Origin of the sequence: Streptomyces sp. NPDC001373, from assembly GCF_042895815.1 — a bacterium.
Lineage (GTDB): Bacteria > Actinomycetota > Actinomycetes > Streptomycetales > Streptomycetaceae > Streptomyces.
Genome location: NZ_JBIAWQ010000018.1, coordinates 21502 through 41336, shown reverse-complemented (window position 1 = coordinate 41336; position 19835 = coordinate 21502). Strand labels below are relative to the sequence as shown.

The 19835-nt window shown below is 73.9% G+C and carries 17 protein-coding genes; 14 read left to right on the top strand and 3 right to left on the bottom strand.

Annotated elements, in window-relative coordinates; genetic code table 11:
- Nucleotide 1: 1 nt before the first annotated feature.
- The 3 genes from ACFY15_RS29660 to ACFY15_RS29650 are packed head-to-tail and all read right to left on the bottom strand — an operon-like array spanning nt 2 to nt 3116.
- Nucleotides 2-850, bottom strand: a complete 849-nt coding sequence (locus tag ACFY15_RS29660) for a carbohydrate ABC transporter permease (RefSeq protein ID WP_390690261.1) — start codon at nt 848-850, stop codon at nt 2-4.
- Complete coding sequence (locus ACFY15_RS29655) at nt 847-1770, bottom strand: carbohydrate ABC transporter permease (RefSeq protein ID WP_390690260.1); 924 nt, start codon at nt 1768-1770, stop codon at nt 847-849. The genes ACFY15_RS29660 and ACFY15_RS29655 overlap by 4 nt, the downstream gene beginning before the upstream one ends.
- Complete coding sequence (locus tag ACFY15_RS29650) at nt 1767-3116, bottom strand: ABC transporter substrate-binding protein (protein WP_390826387.1); 1350 nt, start codon at nt 3114-3116, stop codon at nt 1767-1769. The genes ACFY15_RS29655 and ACFY15_RS29650 overlap by 4 nt, the downstream gene beginning before the upstream one ends.
- A gap of 197 nt (nt 3117-3313) precedes the next feature.
- Between ACFY15_RS29650 and ACFY15_RS29645 the strand changes: the two genes are divergently transcribed.
- The 14 genes from ACFY15_RS29645 (at nt 3314) to ACFY15_RS29580 (ending at nt 19482) form a co-directional block, all read left to right on the top strand.
- Nucleotides 3314-5314 (top strand): hypothetical protein, encoded by a 2001-nt coding sequence (locus ACFY15_RS29645; RefSeq protein ID WP_390826386.1) that lies wholly within the window; start codon nt 3314-3316, stop codon nt 5312-5314.
- A gap of 265 nt (nt 5315-5579) precedes the next feature.
- Complete coding sequence (locus ACFY15_RS29640) at nt 5580-6308, top strand: ribonuclease H (protein WP_390826385.1); 729 nt, start codon at nt 5580-5582, stop codon at nt 6306-6308.
- Nucleotides 6309-6439: 131 nt separating this feature from the next.
- Nucleotides 6440-9130 carry a SpoIIE family protein phosphatase gene (locus ACFY15_RS29635; protein WP_390690341.1) on the top strand — a complete coding sequence of 897 codons (2691 nt, stop codon included), beginning with the start codon at nt 6440-6442 and terminating at the stop codon, nt 9128-9130.
- Nucleotides 9131-9400: 270 nt separating this feature from the next.
- Nucleotides 9401-10030 carry a hypothetical protein gene (locus tag ACFY15_RS29630; RefSeq protein ID WP_390690256.1) on the top strand — a complete coding sequence of 210 codons (630 nt, stop codon included), beginning with the start codon at nt 9401-9403 and terminating at the stop codon, nt 10028-10030.
- A 253-nt stretch (nt 10031-10283) separates the two neighbouring features.
- The gene (locus ACFY15_RS29625) at nt 10284-10655 is read left to right on the top strand and encodes a hypothetical protein (RefSeq protein ID WP_390690255.1); all 372 of its coding nucleotides are present in this window, start codon (nt 10284-10286) and stop codon (nt 10653-10655) included.
- 191 nt (nt 10656-10846) lie between these two features.
- The gene (locus ACFY15_RS29620; RefSeq protein ID WP_390690254.1) at nt 10847-12613 is read left to right on the top strand and encodes an enoyl-CoA hydratase-related protein; all 1767 of its coding nucleotides are present in this window, start codon (nt 10847-10849) and stop codon (nt 12611-12613) included.
- A 71-nt stretch (nt 12614-12684) separates the two neighbouring features.
- Nucleotides 12685-13740: a hydrogenase expression protein HypE gene (locus ACFY15_RS29615; RefSeq protein ID WP_390690253.1), complete on the top strand. Its 1056-nt coding sequence runs from the start codon at nt 12685-12687 to the stop codon at nt 13738-13740.
- Between the two features lie 60 nt (nt 13741-13800).
- Nucleotides 13801-15585, top strand: coding sequence for a nickel-dependent hydrogenase large subunit (locus ACFY15_RS29610; protein WP_390690252.1), 1785 nt, complete (start codon nt 13801-13803; stop codon nt 15583-15585).
- The gene (locus tag ACFY15_RS29605; RefSeq protein ID WP_390690251.1) at nt 15582-16112 is read left to right on the top strand and encodes a hypothetical protein; all 531 of its coding nucleotides are present in this window, start codon (nt 15582-15584) and stop codon (nt 16110-16112) included. Before ACFY15_RS29610 ends, ACFY15_RS29605 begins: the two co-directional genes overlap by 4 nt.
- A complete protein-coding gene (locus ACFY15_RS29600) occupies nt 16109-16744 on the top strand; it encodes a DUF5947 family protein (RefSeq protein WP_390690250.1) in 636 nt (211 codons plus the stop codon). Before ACFY15_RS29605 ends, ACFY15_RS29600 begins: the two co-directional genes overlap by 4 nt.
- Nucleotides 16741-17436, top strand: a complete 696-nt coding sequence (locus tag ACFY15_RS29595) for a DUF6084 family protein (protein WP_390690249.1) — start codon at nt 16741-16743, stop codon at nt 17434-17436. The genes ACFY15_RS29600 and ACFY15_RS29595 overlap by 4 nt, the downstream gene beginning before the upstream one ends.
- Entirely contained in the window at nt 17433-18848 is a 1416-nt protein-coding gene (locus tag ACFY15_RS29590) for a hypothetical protein (protein ID WP_390690248.1), read from the top strand. The genes ACFY15_RS29595 and ACFY15_RS29590 overlap by 4 nt, the downstream gene beginning before the upstream one ends.
- Complete coding sequence (locus tag ACFY15_RS29585; RefSeq protein ID WP_390690247.1) at nt 18845-19381, top strand: hydrogenase maturation protease; 537 nt, start codon at nt 18845-18847, stop codon at nt 19379-19381. The genes ACFY15_RS29590 and ACFY15_RS29585 overlap by 4 nt, the downstream gene beginning before the upstream one ends.
- Nucleotides 19378-19482: a DUF6893 family small protein gene (locus tag ACFY15_RS29580; protein WP_390690246.1), complete on the top strand. Its 105-nt coding sequence runs from the start codon at nt 19378-19380 to the stop codon at nt 19480-19482. The genes ACFY15_RS29585 and ACFY15_RS29580 overlap by 4 nt, the downstream gene beginning before the upstream one ends.
- The last annotated feature ends 353 nt before the right edge of the window (nt 19483-19835 follow it).

Sequence of the window (19835 nt, the reverse complement as noted above, 5' to 3'; positions counted from 1 at the left end):
GTCACTCCTTCACGGCGCCGGCGAGCAGGCCGGAGACGAAATGGCGCTGGAGCGCGAGGAATACTGCGGCCATGGGCAGGGCCGCGACGGAGGTTCCGGCGAGGATGGCCCCGTAGTCGGTCTCGTCCAGGCCCTGGAGGGAGGCGAGGGCCACCGGCAGGGTGAACGAGGCCCCGTCGCGGAGCACGACCAGCGGCCAGACGAAGTCGTTCCACTGGTAGAGGAAGAGGAAGATCGCCAGTGCGGCCAGCGCGGGCCGCATCGGCGGCAGCGCCACCCGCAGGAAGAGCCGTAGCTCCCCGCAGCCGTCCAGCCGGCCCGAGTCGAGCAGGGAGGCGGGCAGCGTGGCCATGGACTGGCGCATCAGGAAGACGCCGAACGGCAGCGCCAGGTTGGGCAGGACCACCGCCTGGTAGGTGCCCAGCCAGCCCAGGTCGGCCATCATCCTGAACAGTGGAACCAGCGTGACCTGAGCGGGCACGACCAGGCCGAGCATCAGCAGGCCGAACAGGGCCTCGCGGCCGCGGAAGCGGTAGACGGCGAACCCGTAGCCGGCCAGCGTGCAGACCGCGCCGGCGCACACGGTGTAGACGGTGGCGATCAGCAGGGAGTTGAGCAGCACCCGGCCGAACTGCGCGGAGTCCTGGAGGGAGCGCAGGTTCTCCGCCAGGTGGCCGCCCGGCAGCAGCGGCGGCGGGGAGGCGAAGAGCTCGGCGGAGCTGTGGGTGGCGCCCACCGCCAGCCAGTAGAACGGGATCGCCACGACGGCCAGCGTGATGGCGAGCCCCGAGGTCAGCAGCAGGCTCCGGGCCCGTCGGCGGGCTCCGGGCGGCGGGACGGCGGCGGTCATTCCTTGTCTCCCAGCACGCGGAACTGGATCAGCCCGAGGGCGGCGATGAGGACGGCGAGGGCGTACGCGACGGCCGAGGCGTAGCCGAAGTCGAAGTACTTGAAGGCGTTCTGGTACAGGTACACGCCGATGGTCAGGGTGGCGTTGTCCGGGCCGCCGCCGGTGAGGACGTACGGCTCGTCGAACAGCTGGAGCGTGCCGACGGTGGACAGGACCGCCGTCAGCAGCAGCACGGGGCGCAGGCCGGGCAGGGTGACGTGCAGGAACGTCCGCCACCCGGCGGCCCCGTCCACGGCGGCGGCGTCGTACAGCTCGGCGGGCACGCTCTGCAGCCGGGCCAGCAGGATCACCGCGTTGTAGCCGGTGTAGTGCCAGGTCAGGGCGATGCCGAGGGAGACCTGCGCCCACAGGGGATGGGTCAGCCAGGGCACCGGGCCGGCTCCGAGGAGGCCCAGCAGCCAGTTGACGAGCCCGTAGTCCTTGTTGAGCAGGACGGAGAACACGATCCCGTACGCGACGAGTCCGGTGACCATCGGCAGGAAGAAGCCCAGCCGGAAGACGGAACGGCCGCGCAGCAGGCGGGAGTCGAGGGCGACGGCCAGGCCGGTGGCCAGGGCCAGCATGACCGGTACCTGGACGGCGAGGAGGACCGCGGTGTTCTTCAGGGCCGTCCAGAACAGCGGGTCGTGCAGCAGCCGTTCGTAGTTGTCCGCGCCGGCGAACGTCCGGGTGCCGCCGGCCGTGCGGTGCAGGCTGAGCACGAAGGACGAGCCGATCGGGTAGAGCCGGAACACCGCGAACAGCAGCAGGGCGGGCAGCACGAAGAGGTACGGGGCGGGTCGCCGGCGCGGACGGCGGCGGGGTGGCGGCACGGCCCGGGCGGAGGCGGCCGGCGGGGCGGCCGTGTCCACCGCGGTCACCGGACGACCTTGCGGCCCGTCTGCCGGGCGAGCTGGTCGGCCGCGTCCCTGAGCACACCGGCAGGGTCGGCGCCCTTGAGGAGCACCTTGGACTGGGCGTCGGTGACCAGCTTCAGGGCGCGGGCGTAGTCGGCGGTGTAGTCGAAGGCGGGCTGCGGGGCCTTGAGGGCGGCGAGGAAGGTCTCGCCCTTGCGCTGACCGCTGAAGAAGGCGGAGGGCTCGTGGAAGAGGCTGTCCTCGTACGCGGCCATCAGGGCGGGGGCGATGCCCTTGTCGCGGTAGATCCGCACCTGTGAGGCCGGGCGGGTGAGGGCGAACTCGACGAAGGACCAGGCGGCGGCCCGGTGCCGGCTGCCGCCCGCCACCGCGAGGTGGGTGGAGTTCACCGTGGCGGCGGTGGAGCCGCCGCGCCGCACGGCGGGGGGCAGGCGGACCTTCCACTTCCCGGCCTCGCCGGGGACCTGCTCCTCGATGATCCCGCCGAACCAGGTGGGCATGGGCTGGACGGCCGTGGTGCCCTGCTTCAGGGCGCTCATCAGGGCGTTCCAGCCCCCGGCGAGGTCGGCGACGAGTTCCGCGTCGTTGAGGGCCTTGATCAGGGTCAGGGCCTTGACGGCCTCGGGGGAGCCGAGGGTGATCCGCCCCTCCAGGTCGAAGTAGAAGGCGCCCTGGAGCTGGAGCAGCATCTGGAAGAAGTTGGCGGCGTCGGCCTGGGAAGCGGGCTTGTCGAGGCCGATCAGGAACGTGCCGGTCTTCGCCTTCAGCTGCTTGCCCGCCTCGACGGTGTCGTCCCAGGTCTGGAGGGCCTCGGCGTCCACCCCGGCCTTCTCGAAGAGGTCCGCGCGGTACCAGAAGCCGGCGGAGTTGGCCTCCCAGGGCAGGGCGTTGACCCGCTTCCCGTCGGGCGAGACGGTCTGCCACAGGCCCGGTGCGAAGGCGTCCTTGTGGGCGGTCGCCCCCAGCGGCGCCAGGTCGGCGAGACCGCCGGGGAACTTCTCGACGTAGCCGGGGAGGTAGTCCACCCCGATGTGCAGGACGTCGGCGAGGCCCTGGCCGCCGGCCGCCAGACCGGTGGTGATCTTGTCCCAGATGGCCGGGTTGCCGATGTCCTCGACGGTGACCTCGATCCCCGGGTACTTCGCGTGGAACTCCGGTATCAGCGCAGTGAGTTCGGCGGCGGGGCCCTGCCAGGACCAGACGGTGATCCGGCCCTTGTCCTTCTCGCCGTCGGCCCCGCCGGCCGCCGCGGTGTCCGAGCTGCCGGAGCAGCCGGCGGCGGCGCCGAGCACGAGGCCCGCCCCGACCGCGCCGCCCGCCCGCAGCACTCTTCGACGGTCAACTTCCATGCCCATCCCCTCCGTTGGTCGCTGGCTGGCCGGAACTCAATCACGCGGTTGATCGACTTGCAAGACATCGGTGAAAACCTTCAGTCGGATCACGCAAACACAGCTGTCTGATCCATTGCCTGTCCTTCATCCGGCTTGCTAGCGTGCCGCGCGCCCGCCTCGTGGCAGACGAGGATCCAGACGCCCGGGAGAAGCCGATGACGCGTTCCCGCACCGCCCTGCTCACCGCACTGGCCCTGCTCGCCCCGCTCACCGCCCTGACCCTGGCCGGGCCCGCGGCCCCGGCGCGTGCCGCCGGGTCCCTCCCGGGGCCGGAAGGCGGGAGCCCCGCCCCCGCCCCGCTCGCCGTCGTCAACCCGGGCTTCGAACAGGGCTCCACCGGCTGGGAGTTCACCGCCGGGACCGGCGTTGCCACCAACTACCCGCACGGCGGGGGCCGCCTGGTCTACCTCGACGCGGGGGCCGGGAAGAGGGTCGCGCAGACCCTCACCGCCACCGGGCCCGGCGCCTACGACGTCTCCGCCTGGATCGCCACCGGCGGCGCGGGCGGCCGCTTCACCGCGCGCGTCAACGGCGCCGAGCGGGCCGCGCAGGTCCTGCCCGCCGGATCCGTCTACCGGCGCCGGACCCTCAGCCGGATCGCGCTCGCCGCCGGCGACCGGCTGGAGATCGCCTTCGAGTCGGGGGAGGGCTGGGTCAACGCCGACGACCTGATGCTCTCGCCCGCCGCTCCCGCCGACCCCCGGATCAGCTCCTCCGACCCGAAGATCGTCGAGATGTTCGACTGGGCCAAGCGCAAGGCCAACAGCTGGGTCCAGCTCCCGGGCACCGAGGGCCTGCTGAACGTGGACGAGAACAACCGCGCCGGCACCGGCACCGGCGCGTACGGGCCCTCGTACTGGGCGGGGTACGCCAACCGCAGCGGCTACTACTCCCGCGACGCGGCCCACCAACTGGCCGGCGCCGGAGTCCTGGGTCTGTACGCCGAGAACCGGGCCATGCTGCGCAGCTTCGCCGCCTCGGCCACCGCCGAGCAGAAGTACTACCCGGTCTGGGCCCTCAACTTCGACGACCGCAGCCCCCTGGCGATCGACTACCGCGGCCCGTCCCTCTTCGTCCGCGAGGTCCCCGCCACCTTCGAACTGGTGCAGAAGGCCGAGGAGGCCTACCGCTGGAGCGGGGACCGCTCCTACCTCACCGACCCCGTCCTCTGGGACTTCTACCGGCACGCCACCGGGGAGTTCGTCGACCTGCACGACGGGCTCAAGGACAACGGCCCCGTCAAGGTCGCCGAGGGCACCGGCCGGGGCATCTTCCAGGGCACCGCCAGCTACAACGAGCAGGGCAACGAGCCGCTGGCCGAGGCGGGCGACGGCATCGCCGCCCAGTACCGCGCGTACACGGCGGTGGCCGCCCTGGCCAGGGCCAAGGGGGACCGCGTCCTCGCCGCCGCCTACGACACCCGCGCCCGCGACCTGAAGACGTACTTCAACGCGGTCTGGAGCGGTTCCGGATCGGGCGCCGACATGGTGCGCGGCTGGACCACCGACGGGCGCCCGCTGACCGGGTGGGGCAAGGAGAACAGCTGGTTCATGCCGATGAAGCAGATCATCGATCCGGGCCCGCGCCGCGAGGCCTACCTCGACTACATCGACCGGGAGGCGTCGGGCGAGGGCCGCCCCGACAACATCGAGGCCCTCACCTACCTCCCGGACACCTTCTTCACGAACAACCGGCCGGACACCGCCTGGAAGTGGATGAAGCAGGTCTACGACCAGAAGGACCTCCAGCACGTCAACGCCGCCCAGGGCGCCAACGGCGACTACCCCGAGGTCTCCTTCACCCTCCTCGGCCAGACCGTCGAGGGTCTCCTCGGCGTCACCCCTGACGCGCCCGCCCGCCGGCTGACCACCCAGTCCCGGCTGCCCGCCGGCATGGACTGGCTGAAGATCGACGACCTGCGGGTGGGGAGGTCCGGTTTCTCATTGCGGCACGACGGGGCCCGCGCCTCGGCCCTCACCAACACCTCCGGGACGGACCGCTGGACCTGGGAGGCCCGCTTCCCGGGCACCTGGTCCTCCATACGGGTGGACGGGGTGCCCGTGCCGGTGCGCACCAAAGTGGTGGACGGGGTGACGTACACCTACGCCACCCCGTCCGTGGCCCCCGGCCGCACGGTCACGGTCCGGGTGGGCTGAGACCGGGGGCCGTCCCGCCCGCCACCGCCGGCGTCGTGCAGGCGATCGCCTCCGTTTCCGCGGCGGCGGGCCGGGCGGCCGTGCCCGCCGGCCGGGCCCCGCACGGGCCCCCACGGGCCCCCACGGGCCCCACGGGCCCCCACGGGCCCCCACGGGCCCCCCACGGGCCCCCCACGGGCCCCGCACGGGCCCGCCGCCGGGCGGCCGGATGCCCCGGTCCGCGGGGGTGGCCGTCCGGGCCCGCCGGATAGGGCAAGATCGGGGGATGTCTGATCGCATCATCGCCGCCTGTGACGGGGCGGCCAAGGGAAACCCCGGCCCGGCCGGATGGGCATGGGTCATCGCGGACGCCGGGGGCCGGCCGGAGCGCTGGGAGGCCGGCCCGCTGGGGCGCGCCACCAACAACGTCGGCGAGCTCACCGCCCTCCAGCGCCTGCTGGAGGCCGTGGAGCCGGGTACCGCGCTCCAGGTGCGGATGGACTCCCAGTACGCCATGAAGGCCGTGACCCAGTGGCTGCCGAACTGGAAGCGCAACGGCTGGAAGACCGCGGCGGGCAAGCCCGTCGCCAACCGGGAGATCGTCGAGCGGATCGACTCCCTGCTGGCCGACCGTGACGTCGAGTTCCGCTACGTCCCGGCCCACCGGGAGGACGGCGACCACCTGAACGCCATCGCCGACCAGGCCGCCAGTGATGCCGCCGTCAGCCAGGAACCCGCCGGCACCGCCCACGGCGCCACGGCCGTCCCCGTACCGGCGCCGTCCCGCAGCACCCCGTCCCGCAGCACCCCGTCCCGCACCACCCCCTCCCGTACGGGCCCGGCGCGGGGGACCGCCTCCGGGGGTGGCGCCGCCCGCTCCGGGGCGCGCACCATCACGGCGAAGTTCCGTGGCACCTGCCCCTGCGGGCAGCCGTACGCGGCCGGTGAGAAGATCGCCAAACTGGGGACCCGCTGGGGGCACCCGGACTGCCGCGGAGCCGCCGCTCCCGCCTGACCCGAACGGGGGAGCGGGCCGGCCGGACACCATGCCACGGGCGCCACGCCGCCGCGCCGGGGGCCGTGAGCGCCCGGAAGTGCTACAACTGGGGGCGTGACCCCTTCTCGCCACCCGTGCCGGGCACGTCGGTGCGGTCACCTCTAGGCAGCCGATCCCGAAGCGTCGCCAGACAGGTATTCGTCCTCCAGGTGGCGATCGTGGTGTTGCTCGCGGGCGGCGCCCTGCTGGCGCTGCTCCTCCAGTCGCACCACGACATCGACCGCGAGGCGCGCAACCGGTCCGTGGCCGTCGCACAGACGTTCGCGCACTCCGTGGGCCTCCAGCCGGCGCTGAAGTCGGCGGACCCCTCGGCGATCCTCCAGCCGATCACCGAGCGGACCCGCAAGGACGCCGGGGTGGACTTCATCGTGGTGATGGACACCAAGGGCATCCGGTACACCCACCCCCAGCCGGCCCGCATCGGCCAGCGGTTCGTGGGCACCATCGGGCCCTCCCTCGCCGGGCGCACCTACACCGAGAGCGTGAACGGTCCCCTCGGCAAGGAGATGCAGGCGGTGGTGCCGGTCACGGCACCCGACGGCAAGGTCGTCGCGCTGGTGTCGGCAGGCCTCACGGTGAAGAACGTGACCGGCGTGGTCAACCGCCAGCTCCCCGTCATCCTGCTGTCCATCGCCATCGGCCTCGCCCTGGCCACCGCCGGCACGGCCCTGATCAGCAGACGGCTGAACCGGCAGACCCACGGCCTGGGCCCGCTCGAGATGACCCGCATGTACGAACACCACGACGCGGTGCTCCACGCCGTCCGCGAAGGGGTGCTGATCATCGACGGGGACGGCCGGCTGCTGCTCGCCAACGACGAGGCCCGGCGCCTGCTCGGGCTGCCGGAGGACACCGACGGCAGCCGCATCGGGGACGTGCCCGGCCTGGACCGCCGGATGGCCGACCTGCTGCTCTCCGGCCGGGTGGCCACCGACGAGGTGCTGGAGACCGAGGACCGGCTGCTCGTCGTCAACCAGCGGCGCACCCACCCCCAGGGCCGGGCCGACGGCGGCACGGTGGTCACCATCCGCGACTCCACCGAGATGCGGCTCCTGACCAGCCGCGCGGAGACGGCCCGCCGGCGCCTCAAGCTGCTCTACGACGCGGGCGGCGACGTCGGCACCACCCTCGACGTCGTCCGCACCGCCGAGGAGCTCGCCGACGTCGCCGTCCCCCGCTTCGCCGACTACGTCACGGTCGACCTGGCCGAGCCGGTCCTCGACGGCGACGAGCCCGGACCCGGAGCGGACATGCGCCGCACCGCGGTCAGCGGCATCCGCCCCGACCCCCCGCTCTACCCCCGCGGCCTGCTGATCGACTTCCTGCCGTCCACCCCCCAGGCGCGCGGCTACGGCACCGGCAAGGCCGAGCTGGTGCCCGACCTGTCCGCCGACCCCGGCTGGCTCGCCCAGGACCCCCAGCGCACCCGCGCCATCATCGAGTACGGGATCCACTCGCTGATCGCGGCCCCGCTCACCGCCCGCGGCGTGGTCCTCGGCGTGGTCAACTTCTGGCGCGCCCGCAAGCCCGAGCCCTTCGACGAGGACGACCTGTCCCTGGCCGTCGAGCTGGTCGCCCGGGCCGCCGTCAGCATGGACAACGCGCGCCGCTACACCCGCGAGCACGCCCTCGCCGTGACCCTCCAGCGCAGCCTGCTGCCGCGCGCCCTGCCCGAGCAGAGCGCCGTGGACGTGGCGCACTTCTACCTGCCCGCGCAGTCAGGGGTGGGCGGGGACTGGTTCGACGTGATCCCGCTGCCCGGATGCCGGGTCGCGCTCGTCGTCGGGGACGTGGTCGGGCACGGCCTGCACGCCGCCGCGACCATGGGGCGCCTGCGCACGGCGGTGCACAACTTCTCCTCCCTCGACCTCGCCCCCGACGAGATCCTCGCCCGCCTCGACGACCTCGTCCAGCGCATCGACCACGACGACGAAAGCGGCGACACGAGCGGCTCCATCCTCGGCGCGACCTGCCTGTACGCCGTGTACGACCCGGTCTCCCGGCGCTGCACCATGGCCCGGGCAGGACACCTGCCACCCCTCGTGGCCGCCCCCGACGGCACCACCGAGATCGTGGACCTGCCGGCCGGGCCCCCGCTGGGCCTCGGCGGCATGCCCTTCGAGACGGCCGAGCTGGACCTGGCGGAGGGCAGCCGCCTCGTCCTGTACACGGACGGGCTGGTCGAGGAGCGCGGCCGGGACATCGGCGAGGGGCTGGAACTGCTGCGCACCGCGGTGAGCGGTGCCGACGGGGACCCGCGCGAGACCTGCCGGGAGGTCCTCGACCTGCTGCTGCCGACCCGCCCGGCCGACGACGTGGCCCTGCTCGTCGCCCGGACCCGCACCCTCGGCCCGGACCGGGTCGCCGAGTGGAACGTGCCGTTCGAGGCGAGCGCCGTCGCGGAGATCCGCAACGCGGCCGCCCGCACCCTCGACGGGTGGGGCCTGCCGGAGCTCGGCTTCGCCACGGAGCTGATCCTCAGCGAGCTGGTCACCAACGCCCTGCGGCACGGCAGCGCCCCGGTACGGGTAAGGCTGCTGCACGACCACGGCCTGACCTGCGAGGTCTGGGACGGCAGCAGCAACGCTCCGCACCTGCGGTACGCCGCCACCACGGACGAGGGCGGCCGCGGCCTGTTCCTGGTGGCGCAGCTCAGCGAGCACTGGGGCACCCGCTACACGCCCGAGGGCAAGGTCATCTGGGCGGAGCTGGCACCCCCGGGCGCCGTCGAAGCGGAACCGGACCCCATGGCCTTCCTCCTGGACGCGGACCCCCTCTGAGACGGCCCCGGGGCTCCCCGGAGGCGGCCGGGGAACGGTCAGGGGACACCTCCGGCCCGTCCCGGGGAGCGGCCCGGACGGCCTCTGGGTGCGCTCCCGCCCACCCCTTCGGGCCTTACCGCCGGTACCCCTTCCGGGTATCCCTTCGGGGGCACCCCCGATGATCATCCGCGACGGCCCATGGGGCAGAATCCGGAACGCCGGACACGACCCATTCCGGCGGCACAGCACCGGTTACCCCCGGCCCTACGCACGACAGGAGCACGTCCCTTGACCGAGGACAGGCGCGAACAGGTCCGACCCTTCCTGCGTGCGGGGGAGCACCTCGTCGCCGCGTGCGCGTACGAGCTCGGTCCGGGCGTACCCACCCCGCCCGAGGAGCTCCTCCCCCCGGCCGACCCCTCCGCGCTCCACCGCCGGATCGAGGCCAAGCTGCCCCGGCCGCTGGCCCAGCTGGTCCGGACCCGGGTCATCGACCCCCGGCGCTCGCGGCCCGCCGCCGCGGCGGCAGCGGTGGACCGGCTGCCGGACGCCGTGGACCAGCTCGGCACCCGGCTGATGCACGGCAAGAGCATGGAGGGCGGCTGGCAGAGCGCGGCCGGGCACTTCCTCATCAGCCGAGCCGGGGCGCGCGGTTCGGTCACCGGGGTCCTCGCCGTCACCGACCGGCGCTGGTTCGGCCTCAGCGACGTCTCGCACCTGTGGCAGTCGACGCCCGTGATGAAGGAGTACTGGGAAGCACCCCGAACGGCCGTCGCCGCCGTCCGCGCCAAGCCCACGGGCGTGCTCCAGCGGGGGCGCATGGACCTGGAGTTCACGGACGGCTCCTGGGTCGCCCTGCTGGCCTCGGTGCCCGCGCAGGCCGTGTCCTTCGCGGAGGCGGCCGCCCACTACCGCTGAGGCGCCCGGGCGCGGGCCCGCCCCGCCCGGCACCGCCCGCGCCTCACCGGCCGGCCCGACAGCGCTCCGGCGCGCATGCCCGCCGCGGGGGCGGGGCAGACGCCCCGCCACATGGGGAACGGCACCGGCCCCTTCCCTCGGGAACTTGAACCGGCGGACACGGGCTGTTCCTCCCGGTGCGCCGCCGGTGCCGGCGCGGCGGCCGGGCGGGGCCGGCCCGATTGCCGGGGCCGCCCGTGGGCAGGCGCCGGGCATGACCTTCGAGCACCCCGCGAAGAAGACCCGCGAGGGGCGGCGCGGCCGCTTCGAGACCCTCGCCGAGCTGGCCTCGAACTTCACGAGCTCCGCGGCCTTCCTGCTCCTGTGCCTCACCCTGGTGGCGGCGTTCGCCGCCGTACACCTGGCCCGGCTGCCCATGGAGTGGCAGCACCTCGCGGGCGACGCCATGGGTGCCCTGTCCCTGCTGCTGCTGGCCCTCCTGAAGAACTCCGAGCGGCGCGCCGAACACGCCATCCAGCGCAAGCTGGACGCCATCGCCGGCGCTCTCCTGGAACAGCAGGCGGGCGACCGGGGCCGGGCGCGCCAGGACCTGGAGGACGCCATCGGCATGGAGGACCGCCTCTAGCCAGGCGCGCCGCCCGGGGCCGACTGGCCCCCCGGCCGGGCCGCTTTCGGGTGACACCGCCGCCCGCCTGCGCCCCCGCCCCCGGCTCCCCGCGTCAGGATCTCAGGCGGCCGGTCATGACCCGGTCACGACCTGCCGATCGGGCCGGGCGCCGCCGCGCCCCGGCCCCGGAGCGCCGCGGGAGACCCCACGTGCACGTCCTGCTCCTCGCGAGCGCGTTCAACAGCCTCACCCAGCGGGTCCACGCCGAGCTCCGCGACCACGGCCACAGCGTGGCCGTCGAACTCGCCCTCCCGCACCTCCCGCTCGCGGAGACCGTCCGCCGCCACGCGCCCGACCTCGTCCTCGCGCCGATGCTGCGCACCGCGATCCCCGAAGAGGTCTGGTCCGCCCACCCCTGTCTGATCGTCCATCCCGGCCCGGTCGGCGACCGCGGCCCCTCCTCCCTCGACCGGGCCGTCCAGGAGCGGTGCCCCCGCTGGGGGGTGACCGTCCTCCAGGCCGAGGCCGAGATGGACGCCGGCCCCGTCTGGGCCGACGCCGGCTGCACCGTCCCCGCGGTGGGCAAGAGCGACCTCTACCGCGGGGAGATCGCCGACGCGGCCCTGGAGGCCGTCCTGCTCGCCGTGGAGCGCTTCGCCTCCGGGACGTACGCCCCGCAGCCCCAGAGCACCGGCCTCGCCCGCCCCGCCCTGCGCCAGGACGGCCGCCGCATCGACTGGGAGACGGACACCACCGAGCGGGTCCTGCGGGTGCTGCGCGCCGCCGACTCCCGGCCCGGCGTACGCGACGACCTGCTCGGCGGGGACTGGTACCTGCACGGCGGCCACCCCGAGGACCGGCTGCGCGGCCGCCCCGGCGAGCTCCTGGCGACCCGGGCCGGCGCGGTCTGCCGCGCCACGGCCGACGGCGCCGTCTGGATCCCCGAACTGCGGGCCCGCCACGAGCCCGGGCAGCCGCAGGCCCCCCGGCTCCCGGCCGTCCTCGCCCTCGGCGACCGGCTGCCCCCGCTGCGCGAACACCCCGCACCCCTGCACACCGACCCCCGCCGCCGCACCTGGTCCGACATCGGCTACCGGGAGGAGGGGCCGGTCGGCTTCCTCTCGTTCGCCTTCCCGTCCGGAGCGATGAGCACCGACCGCTGCCGCCGGCTGCTGGCGGCCTACCGGACCGCCCTGTCACGCCCGACGTCGGTCCTCGTCCTCGGCGGCGGCCGCGACTTCTTCTCCAACGGCATCCACCTGGGCGTGATCGAGGCAGCCGCCGACCCGGCCGCCGAGTCCTGGGCCAACATCAACGCCATGGACGACCTGGTCGAGGCCGTCCTGACCACCACCGACCGGCTCGTGGTCGCCGCCCTCGGCGGGAACGCCGCCGCCGGCGGGGCCATGCTGGCCCTCGCCGCCGACGAGGTCTGGTGCCGCTCCGGCACCGTCCTCAACCCCCACTACCGGCTCATGGGCCTGTACGGCTCCGAGTACTGGACGTACACCCTGCCGGCCCGCGTGGGCGAGGCCGCCGCCGCCCGGCTCACCGGGGACGCACTGCCGCTGAGCGCCGCCGCCGCCCTCGGCCTGGGCCTGTCCGACCGTACGATCGCCTGCCCGCCGGAGGCCTTCGCCGGGGAGACGGCTCGGCTCGCGGCCCGGCTGGCGGCCCTGCCCGCCACCTCCTCGCGCATCGCCGCCAAGAAGGCCCGCCGGGAGCAGGACGAGGCACGGCGCCCGCTGGCCGCCTACCGAGAGGCCGAGCTGACCCGGATGAAGCGGACCTTCGACGACCCGCACGCCCCCTACCACGCCCTGCGCCGGGCCTTCGTGCGCAAGGAGCCCCCGCGGGAGACCCCGCCCCACCTCACGCGCCGCACCCCTCCCGCACCCGGCGGCGGACGCCCGGCCGGCCCCGGCGTCACTGGACCGGCCGTACAGGACAGCGCGTCCCCCACGGGCCCCTGCTAGCAAGGAAGAGGCGCGGGCCCCCGTCCGCCCCCTCCCCGCCCCCCTGAGCATCCCCTCCAAGGAGGCCCCGCATGGATGCAGCAACGTCGGACCCGGCAGAGGACCCGACGATCCACATCCTCTGGATCAACGCCGGACTGAGCTGTGACGGCGACTCGGTCTCCCTCACGGCGGCCATGCAGCCGAGCATCGAGGAGATCGTCACGGGCACCCTCCCGGGCCTGCCCAAGATCGCGGTGCACTGGCCCCTGATCGACTTCGAGTGCGGCCCCGTCGGCGGCGCCGACACCTTCATCGAATGGTTCTTCAAGGGGGAGCGGGGCGAGATCGACCCGTTCGTGCTCGTCGTCGAGGGATCGATCCCCAACGAGTCCGTCAAGCCCGAGGGCTACTGGTGCGGCTTCGGCGACGACCCCCGCACCGGGCAGCCGATCACCACCAGCGAGTGGATCGACCGGCTCGCCCCCAAGGCACTCGCCGTCGTGGCCATCGGCACCTGCGCGACCTACGGCGGCATCCACGCCATGGAGGGCAACCCGACCGGCGCCATGGGGGTGCCCGACTACCTCGGCTGGGACTGGACCTCCAAGGCGGGCATCCCGATCGTCTGCGTACCCGGCTGCCCCATCCAGCCGGACAACTTCTCCGAGACCCTGACCTACCTGCTGTATCAGGCGGCGGGCTCGGCCCCGATGATCCCCCTGGACGACAAGCTGCGCCCGACCTGGCTGTTCGGGCAGACCGTGCACGAGGGCTGCGACCGCGCCGGGTACTACGAGCAGGGCCAGTTCGCCCAGGCCTACGACTCCCCGCAGTGCCTGGTCCGGCTCGGCTGCTGGGGCCCCGTCGTCAAGTGCAACGTCCCCAAGCGCGGCTGGATGAACGGCATCGGAGGCTGCCCCAACGTCGGCGGCATCTGCATCGCCTGCACCATGCCCGGCTTCCCCGACAAGTTCATGCCCTTCATGGACGCGCCCCCCGGATCCGCCGTGTCCGCGAAGGCCAGCGGAGCGTACGGGGCCGTGGTCCGCAGGCTCCGCGCGGTCACCCTGCACTCCGTCGACCGCGAACCGAAGTGGCGCAACGCCGGCCGCACGCTCACCACCGGCTACCGCCCGCCCTGGTGACGGGCCGCCCTCCCACCGATCCCACCCACCCCGTACGAACGAAGGGTCACGGCACAGACGATGGCAGCGAAGACGAACGCGGCCGGTGACGGCAGCGGCCTGGTCGAGATGGCCTGGGATCCGATCACCCGGATCGTGGGCAGCCTCGGCATCCACACGAAGATCGACTTCAAGCAGAAGCGCGTCGCCGAGTGCTACAGCACCTCATCGGTCTTCCGCGGCTACAGCGTCTTCATGCGAGGCAAGGACCCCCGCGACGCGCACTTCATCACCAGCCGCATCTGCGGCATCTGCGGGGACAACCACGCCACCTGCTCCGTCTACGCCCAGAACATGGCCTACGGGGTGAAGCCGCCCCACCTCGCCGAGTGGATCATCAACCTCGGCGAGTCGGCGGAGTACATGTTCGACCACAACATCTTCCAGGAGAACCTGGTCGGGGTCGACTACTGCGAGAAGATGGTCCGCGAGACCAACCCCGGCGTCCTCGAACTCGCCGAGCGCACCGAGGCCCCGCACGCCGCCGACCACGGCTACCGCACCATCGCCGACATCATGCGCTCCCTCAACCCCATCGAGGGCGAGTTCTACCGCGAGGCCCTCCAGGTCAGCCGCTACACGCGCGAGATGTTCTGCCTGATGGAGGGGCGCCACGTGCACCCCTCCACCCTCTACCCCGGCGGCGTCGGCACCATCGCCTCCGTGCAGCTGTTCACCGACTACATGAGCCGCCTCATGCGGTACTGCGAGTTCATGAAGCGGGTCGTCCCGCTCCACGACGACCTGTTCGACTTCTTCTACGAGGCCCTCCCCGGCTACGAGGAGGTCGGCCGCCGACGCGTGCTGCTGGGCTGCTGGGGCGCCCTCAACGACCCCGAGCACTGCGACTTCACGTACGCCAACATGACCGACTGGGGACGGAGGATGTTCGTCACCCCGGGCGTCGTCGTCGACGGCAAACTGGTCACCAACGACCTCACCCGGATCAACCTCGGCATCCGCATCCTGCTCGGCAGCTCCTACTACGAGGACTGGGAGGGCCACGAGCAGTTCGTCACCCACGACCCGCTCGGAAACCCCGTCGACCCCCGCCACCCCTGGAACCAGCACACCATCCCCGCCCCGCAGAAGCGGAACTTCGACGACAAGTACAGCTGGGTGATGTCCCCCCGCTGGTTCGACGGCAAGGACCACCTGGCGCTCGACACCGGCGGCGGTCCCATCGCCCGCCTGTGGTCCACGGCCCTGTCCGGGCTGGTCGACGTCGGCTACGTCAAGGCCACCGGCCACAGCGTGATCATCACCCTGCCGCGCACCATGACCAAGCCGGAGACCACCTTCGAGTGGAAGATCCCGAAGTGGTCCAACGCGCTGGAGCGCAACCGCGCCCGCACCTACTTCCAGGCCTACGCGGCGGGCATCGCCCTGCACTGCGCCGAGCAGGGCCTGGCCGAGGTCCGCGCCGGACGCACCCAGACCTGGGAGAAGTTCGAGGTCCCCGACCAGTCCATCGGCTGCGGCTTCACCGAAGCCGTCCGCGGCGTCCTCTCCCACCACATGGTGATCCGCGACGGGAAGATCGCCAACTACCACCCGTACCCGCCGACCCCGTGGAACGCCAGCACCCGCGACACCTTCGGCACACCGGGACCGTACGAGGACGCCGTGCAGAACACCCCGATCTTCGAGGAGAACACCCCGGAGAACTTCAAGGGCATCGACATCATGCGCGCCGTGCGCAGCTTCGACCCCTGCCTGCCGTGCGGGGTCCACATGTACGTCGGCGGCGGGAAGACCGTGAAGACCATGCACGTGCCCACCGGCCTGAGCGGACTGGGCGGATGAGCGCCGCCGCCGCCGACGCCCGGCGCGCGGGGGAGCGGGTCGAGGAGGTCCTCGACGGACTGGCCGCGTCCGGCGACCGCGCCGCCTGCGAGGCCGCCGAGGAACTCGTCCGCGTCCTCATGGAGTTCTACGGGGCCGGCCTCGCCCGGATCACCGAGCGGCTCGGCACCGGGGCGCTCGCACCGGTGCTGGGCGACGACCTCGTGGCGAGCCTGCTCACCCTGCACGGCCTGCACCCCGAGGACGTCGACACCCGCATCGGACGGGCCCTGCGCGCCGCCGACGCCCCCGTCGAGCGCCTCGGATTCGACACGGCCACCGGAGTCCTGCGGCTGCGCGCCACGCCCGCCGCGGCCGCCGGCTGCGGCTGCGGTTCCGGCGGTGCGGACGCCGCCCGCGCCGCCCTCGAGGACGCCCTGGCCTGCTTCGCCCCCGAGGTCACCGGCGTCGACCTGGAAACGGCCGCGCCCCCGGCCCCCCTGCTCCAGATCGGCACCCGCCCGCACACCCCGGCCCGGGTGCCGTGACGGGCCCCCGCCCCCGGGGGCTGCGCCGGTTCACCGGCCCCCGCCCGCCCCGGCCCGAGAGCTGCGGACTGTGCGCGGCACCCGTGCCCCCGGACGGCCACCGCCACCTGGTGGAGACCGAGCAGCGGTCCCTGGTGTGCGCCTGCACCGCCTGCGCGCTGCTCTTCGACCGGCCGGGGGCGGCCACCGGCCGCTACCGCGCCGTCCCGGACCGCTACCTCAGTGACCCCTCCCACCCACTGGACGACGCGGCCTGGGAACGGCTGCGGATCCCCGTCGGCGTGGCCTTCCTCTTCCGCAACGCCGCCCTCGGCCGGCTGGTCGCCCTCTACCCGAGCCCCGCCGGAGCCACCGAGAGCGAACTCGACCCGGACACCTGGCAGTCCGTGCTGGGCGGCGGGCGGCTCGCCGGACTCCTCGAACCCGACGTGGAGGCACTCCTGCTGCACCACACGCCCGGCCGCACCACCTGCCACCTCGTGCCCATCGACGTCTGCTACGCACTCGTCGGGCGGATGCGGCTGCACTGGCGCGGCTTCGACGGCGGGGCCGAGGCCCGGGCCGCCCTGGACACCCTGTTCGCGCAGGTCGAGGCCCGCGCCAAGGTGCTCGCGGAGGCCGGCCCCTCATGACCGCACTCACCTTCACCTGCACCGGGGTCCGGGCCGACCCGTACGCCGCCGGCCCCACCCTCGTCCTGCGGCTGCGCATCACCGCGGACCCGGACACCCCGGTCCACGCCCTCGCCCTGCGCTGCCAGATCCGCATCGAACCGGCCCGGCGCGGCTACGGCCCCGACGAGGCCGAGGGCCTCGCCGACCTGTTCGGCGACCGCTCGCGCTGGGGGACCACCCTGCGGCCCGTGCAGTTCGCCCAGGTCGGCCTGATGGTGCCCGGGTTCACCGGGGAGACCGAGACCGACCTCGTCGTCCCCTGCACCTACGACATGGACATCGCTTCCACCCGGTACTTCAACGCCCTCCAGGACGGCGAGGTCCCGCTCCTGCTGCTCTTCTCCGGCACCGCCTTCACCGGGGCCGGCGGGTTCCGCGTCGCACCCGTGCCCTGGGACCGCGAGGCCGCGTTCCGGATGCCGGTCGCCGTCTGGCAGGAGATGGTCGAACAGCACTTCCCCGGCTGCGGATGGCTGCGGCTGCCCCGCGACACCATGGCCGAACTGCTCGCCTTCCGTTCCCGCCGCTCCCTCGCCTCCTGGGAGAGCACCCTGCGCGCCCTGCTGGACGCCGCCGAACCCCCCGTGCCGCCCCCGCTCCCGCTGCCCGGGGCGCCGGCGCCCCGCGTCACCGAGAGGGCGGTGCCATGACCACCACGGCCCCCACGACCACCGCCTCCCGCCCGGGCCGGCGCTTCGACACGGCCCGCCAGGTGGCGGACGCGGTCCTCTTCGAGGGCTACGTCCTCTACCCGTACCGGGCCTCCGCCGCCAAGAACCGGATGCGCTGGCAGTTCGGCGTCCTCGTCCCGCCCGCCTGGGCCCCCGAGCAGGGCGAGCACAGCCTCCAGCGGACCGAGGTCCTCATGGAACCGCGCGGCGCCGCGACCCTCTCCCTCGAACTGCGCTTCCTGCACGCCCAGCGCCGCACCGTCCAACGGGCCCGCACCGACGGTACGTTCGAGGACACCGCCGAACTCCACCTGCCCGACCGGGTCCTCGTCCCCTGGGACGAGGGCACCGAAGAGCGGGTCGAACTGCGCGTCGCCGTACCCGAGCTGACGGAGAAGGAGATCGTCCTCCCCTTCTGCCGCCCCGCCCGCGAGGACACCGAACCGGTGCTCGACGAGCACGGCATGACCGTCGGCCGCCTGGTACGGCGCACCCAGGAGGTCGAGGGCGTCGTCCGCCTGTACGCCGGGGAACTCGACGGCCCCTACCGGGTCCTCAAGCTCACGGCCGTGGTCGAGAACACCAGCGCCTGGACCCCGGACGCCCCGGGCACCGCCCGCGAGGAGGCCCTGCCCCGCTCCCTCGTCGCCGCCCACCTGATGCTGGGCCTCACCCCGGGCTCCTTCCTGTCCATGACCGACCCGCCCGAATGGGCCCGCTCCGCCGTCGCCGACTGCGCCAACCTGCACACCTGGCCCGTCCTGGCCGGCGAGGACGGCCGCGACGACGTGGTCCTCTCCTCCCCGATCATCCTGGAGGACCACCCCGCCATCGCCCCCGAGAGCGCCGGCGCGATGTACGACGCCACCGAGATCGACGAGATCCTCGCCCTGCGCACCGCCGCCCTCACCGACCAGGAGAAGCGCGAGGCGCGCGGTACGGACCCGCGCGCCGCGGCCGTCGTCGACCTGGCCGACTCCCTGCCGCCCGAGGTGCTGGAGCGGCTGCACGGAGCGATCCGCTCCCTGCGCGACACGACCGGACCGGCGGAACCCGAGGAGCCCGCGCCCGACACCCTGTTCACCCCGCAGACCCCCTGGTGGGACCCGGCCGGCGCGGACGCGGCGGGACCCGGCCGGGTGCTGGTCGACGGCACGCCCGTCGGCCCCGGCAGCCGGGTGCTGCTCCGCCCTGGGCTGCGGCGCACCGACGCCCAGGACCTCTTCCTCCAGGGCCGCGCCGCGCGCGTCGAGGCGGTCCTGCACGACGTCGACGGGGGAGTGCACCTCGCCGTCACCGTGGAAGGCGATCCGGGCGCCGACATCCGCCGCGAGCAGGGCCGGTTCCTGTACTTCCAGCCCGACGAGGTCAGCGTGGGGGAGGAGCCGTGAGCGGCCGGGTCCTGGTCGCCGGCATCGGCAACGTCTTCCTCGGCGACGACGGCTTCGGCGTCGAGACGGTGCGGGCCCTGTCCGCGCACGCCCTGCCCGACCACGTGGAGGTGGTCGACTTCGGCGTGCGCGGGGTGCACCTGGCCTACCAGCTCCTGGACGGCTACGACACCCTCGTCCTGGTCGACGCCACCGAGCGGGGCGGCGAACCCGGCACCCTGTACCTGATCGAGGCGCCCGGCTCCGCCCCGCAGGGCCGCGGCCGCCCCGTCCTGGACGGCCACCACATGTCCCCGGACGCGGTCCTCGGCCTGCTGGGCACCCTCTGCGCCGGGACCGGCTCCAAGCCGCCCCGGCGCACCTACGTCGTCGGCTGCGAACCCGCCTGCGTGGACGAGGGCATCGGCCTGAGCGCCCCCGTGGCCGCCGCGGTGCCGGACGCCGTACGGATGCTCCTGGACCTCCTGCCGGCCGGGGAAGCGGAGCCCGAGCCGGACGACAGCAACCGGTGCGAACTGAGGAGAACCCCATGAAGAAGGCCGTCCTGTGCGGAGCCGCGGCCCTGGCCCTGGCCGCCGTCCTGGCCCAGACGCTCCCCGACATCAAGCGCTACCTGCGGATCCGCCGCATGTGAGGCGCCGCGGGTCCGTACCCCGGACCCGCCGACGGGGGGGAAGGCACGGCCCGGAACAGCATGTTCCGGGCCGTTCTCGTACACCTCGGTACGGCTCCCGGGGCGAACGGCGTACCGGAATCGGCGCGGCGGGGGCTGTACCGGAGGGCGGACGTCCCGGTCGGCGGCTCCCGGGGGCGGCCGGGCGTCCGGTTCCGCGCGGGGCTCGTGAAGCGGACGAGCGGAAAGCCCGGTCCGGCTTGACCGGGGCCGCGGTTCGACGGCGTACCACCGCGGCCCCGCGGGGCCGCTCCCGGCGGCCGAACGGAGTACGGGACCGGCGGCGTGTCGGCGTGCCCGCCGTCGCCGTCCGC

Coding starts and splice junctions, on each gene's coding strand:
- ACFY15_RS29660 (WP_390690261.1), bottom strand. CDS start 850: ATGACCGCCGCCGTCCCGCCGCCCGGAGCCCGCCGACGGGCCCGGAGC.
- ACFY15_RS29590 (WP_390690248.1), top strand. CDS start 17,433: ATGACCACCACGGCCCCCACGACCACCGCCTCCCGCCCGGGCCGGCGC.
- ACFY15_RS29625 (WP_390690255.1), top strand. CDS start 10,284: ATGACCTTCGAGCACCCCGCGAAGAAGACCCGCGAGGGGCGGCGCGGC.
- ACFY15_RS29615 (WP_390690253.1), top strand. CDS start 12,685: ATGGATGCAGCAACGTCGGACCCGGCAGAGGACCCGACGATCCACATC.
- ACFY15_RS29650 (WP_390826387.1), bottom strand. CDS start 3,116: ATGGAAGTTGACCGTCGAAGAGTGCTGCGGGCGGGCGGCGCGGTCGGG.
- ACFY15_RS29580 (WP_390690246.1), top strand. CDS start 19,378: ATGAAGAAGGCCGTCCTGTGCGGAGCCGCGGCCCTGGCCCTGGCCGCC.
- ACFY15_RS29640 (WP_390826385.1), top strand. CDS start 5,580: ATGTCTGATCGCATCATCGCCGCCTGTGACGGGGCGGCCAAGGGAAAC.
- ACFY15_RS29605 (WP_390690251.1), top strand. CDS start 15,582: ATGAGCGCCGCCGCCGCCGACGCCCGGCGCGCGGGGGAGCGGGTCGAG.
- ACFY15_RS29610 (WP_390690252.1), top strand. CDS start 13,801: ATGGCAGCGAAGACGAACGCGGCCGGTGACGGCAGCGGCCTGGTCGAG.
- ACFY15_RS29595 (WP_390690249.1), top strand. CDS start 16,741: ATGACCGCACTCACCTTCACCTGCACCGGGGTCCGGGCCGACCCGTAC.
- ACFY15_RS29645 (WP_390826386.1), top strand. CDS start 3,314: ATGACGCGTTCCCGCACCGCCCTGCTCACCGCACTGGCCCTGCTCGCC.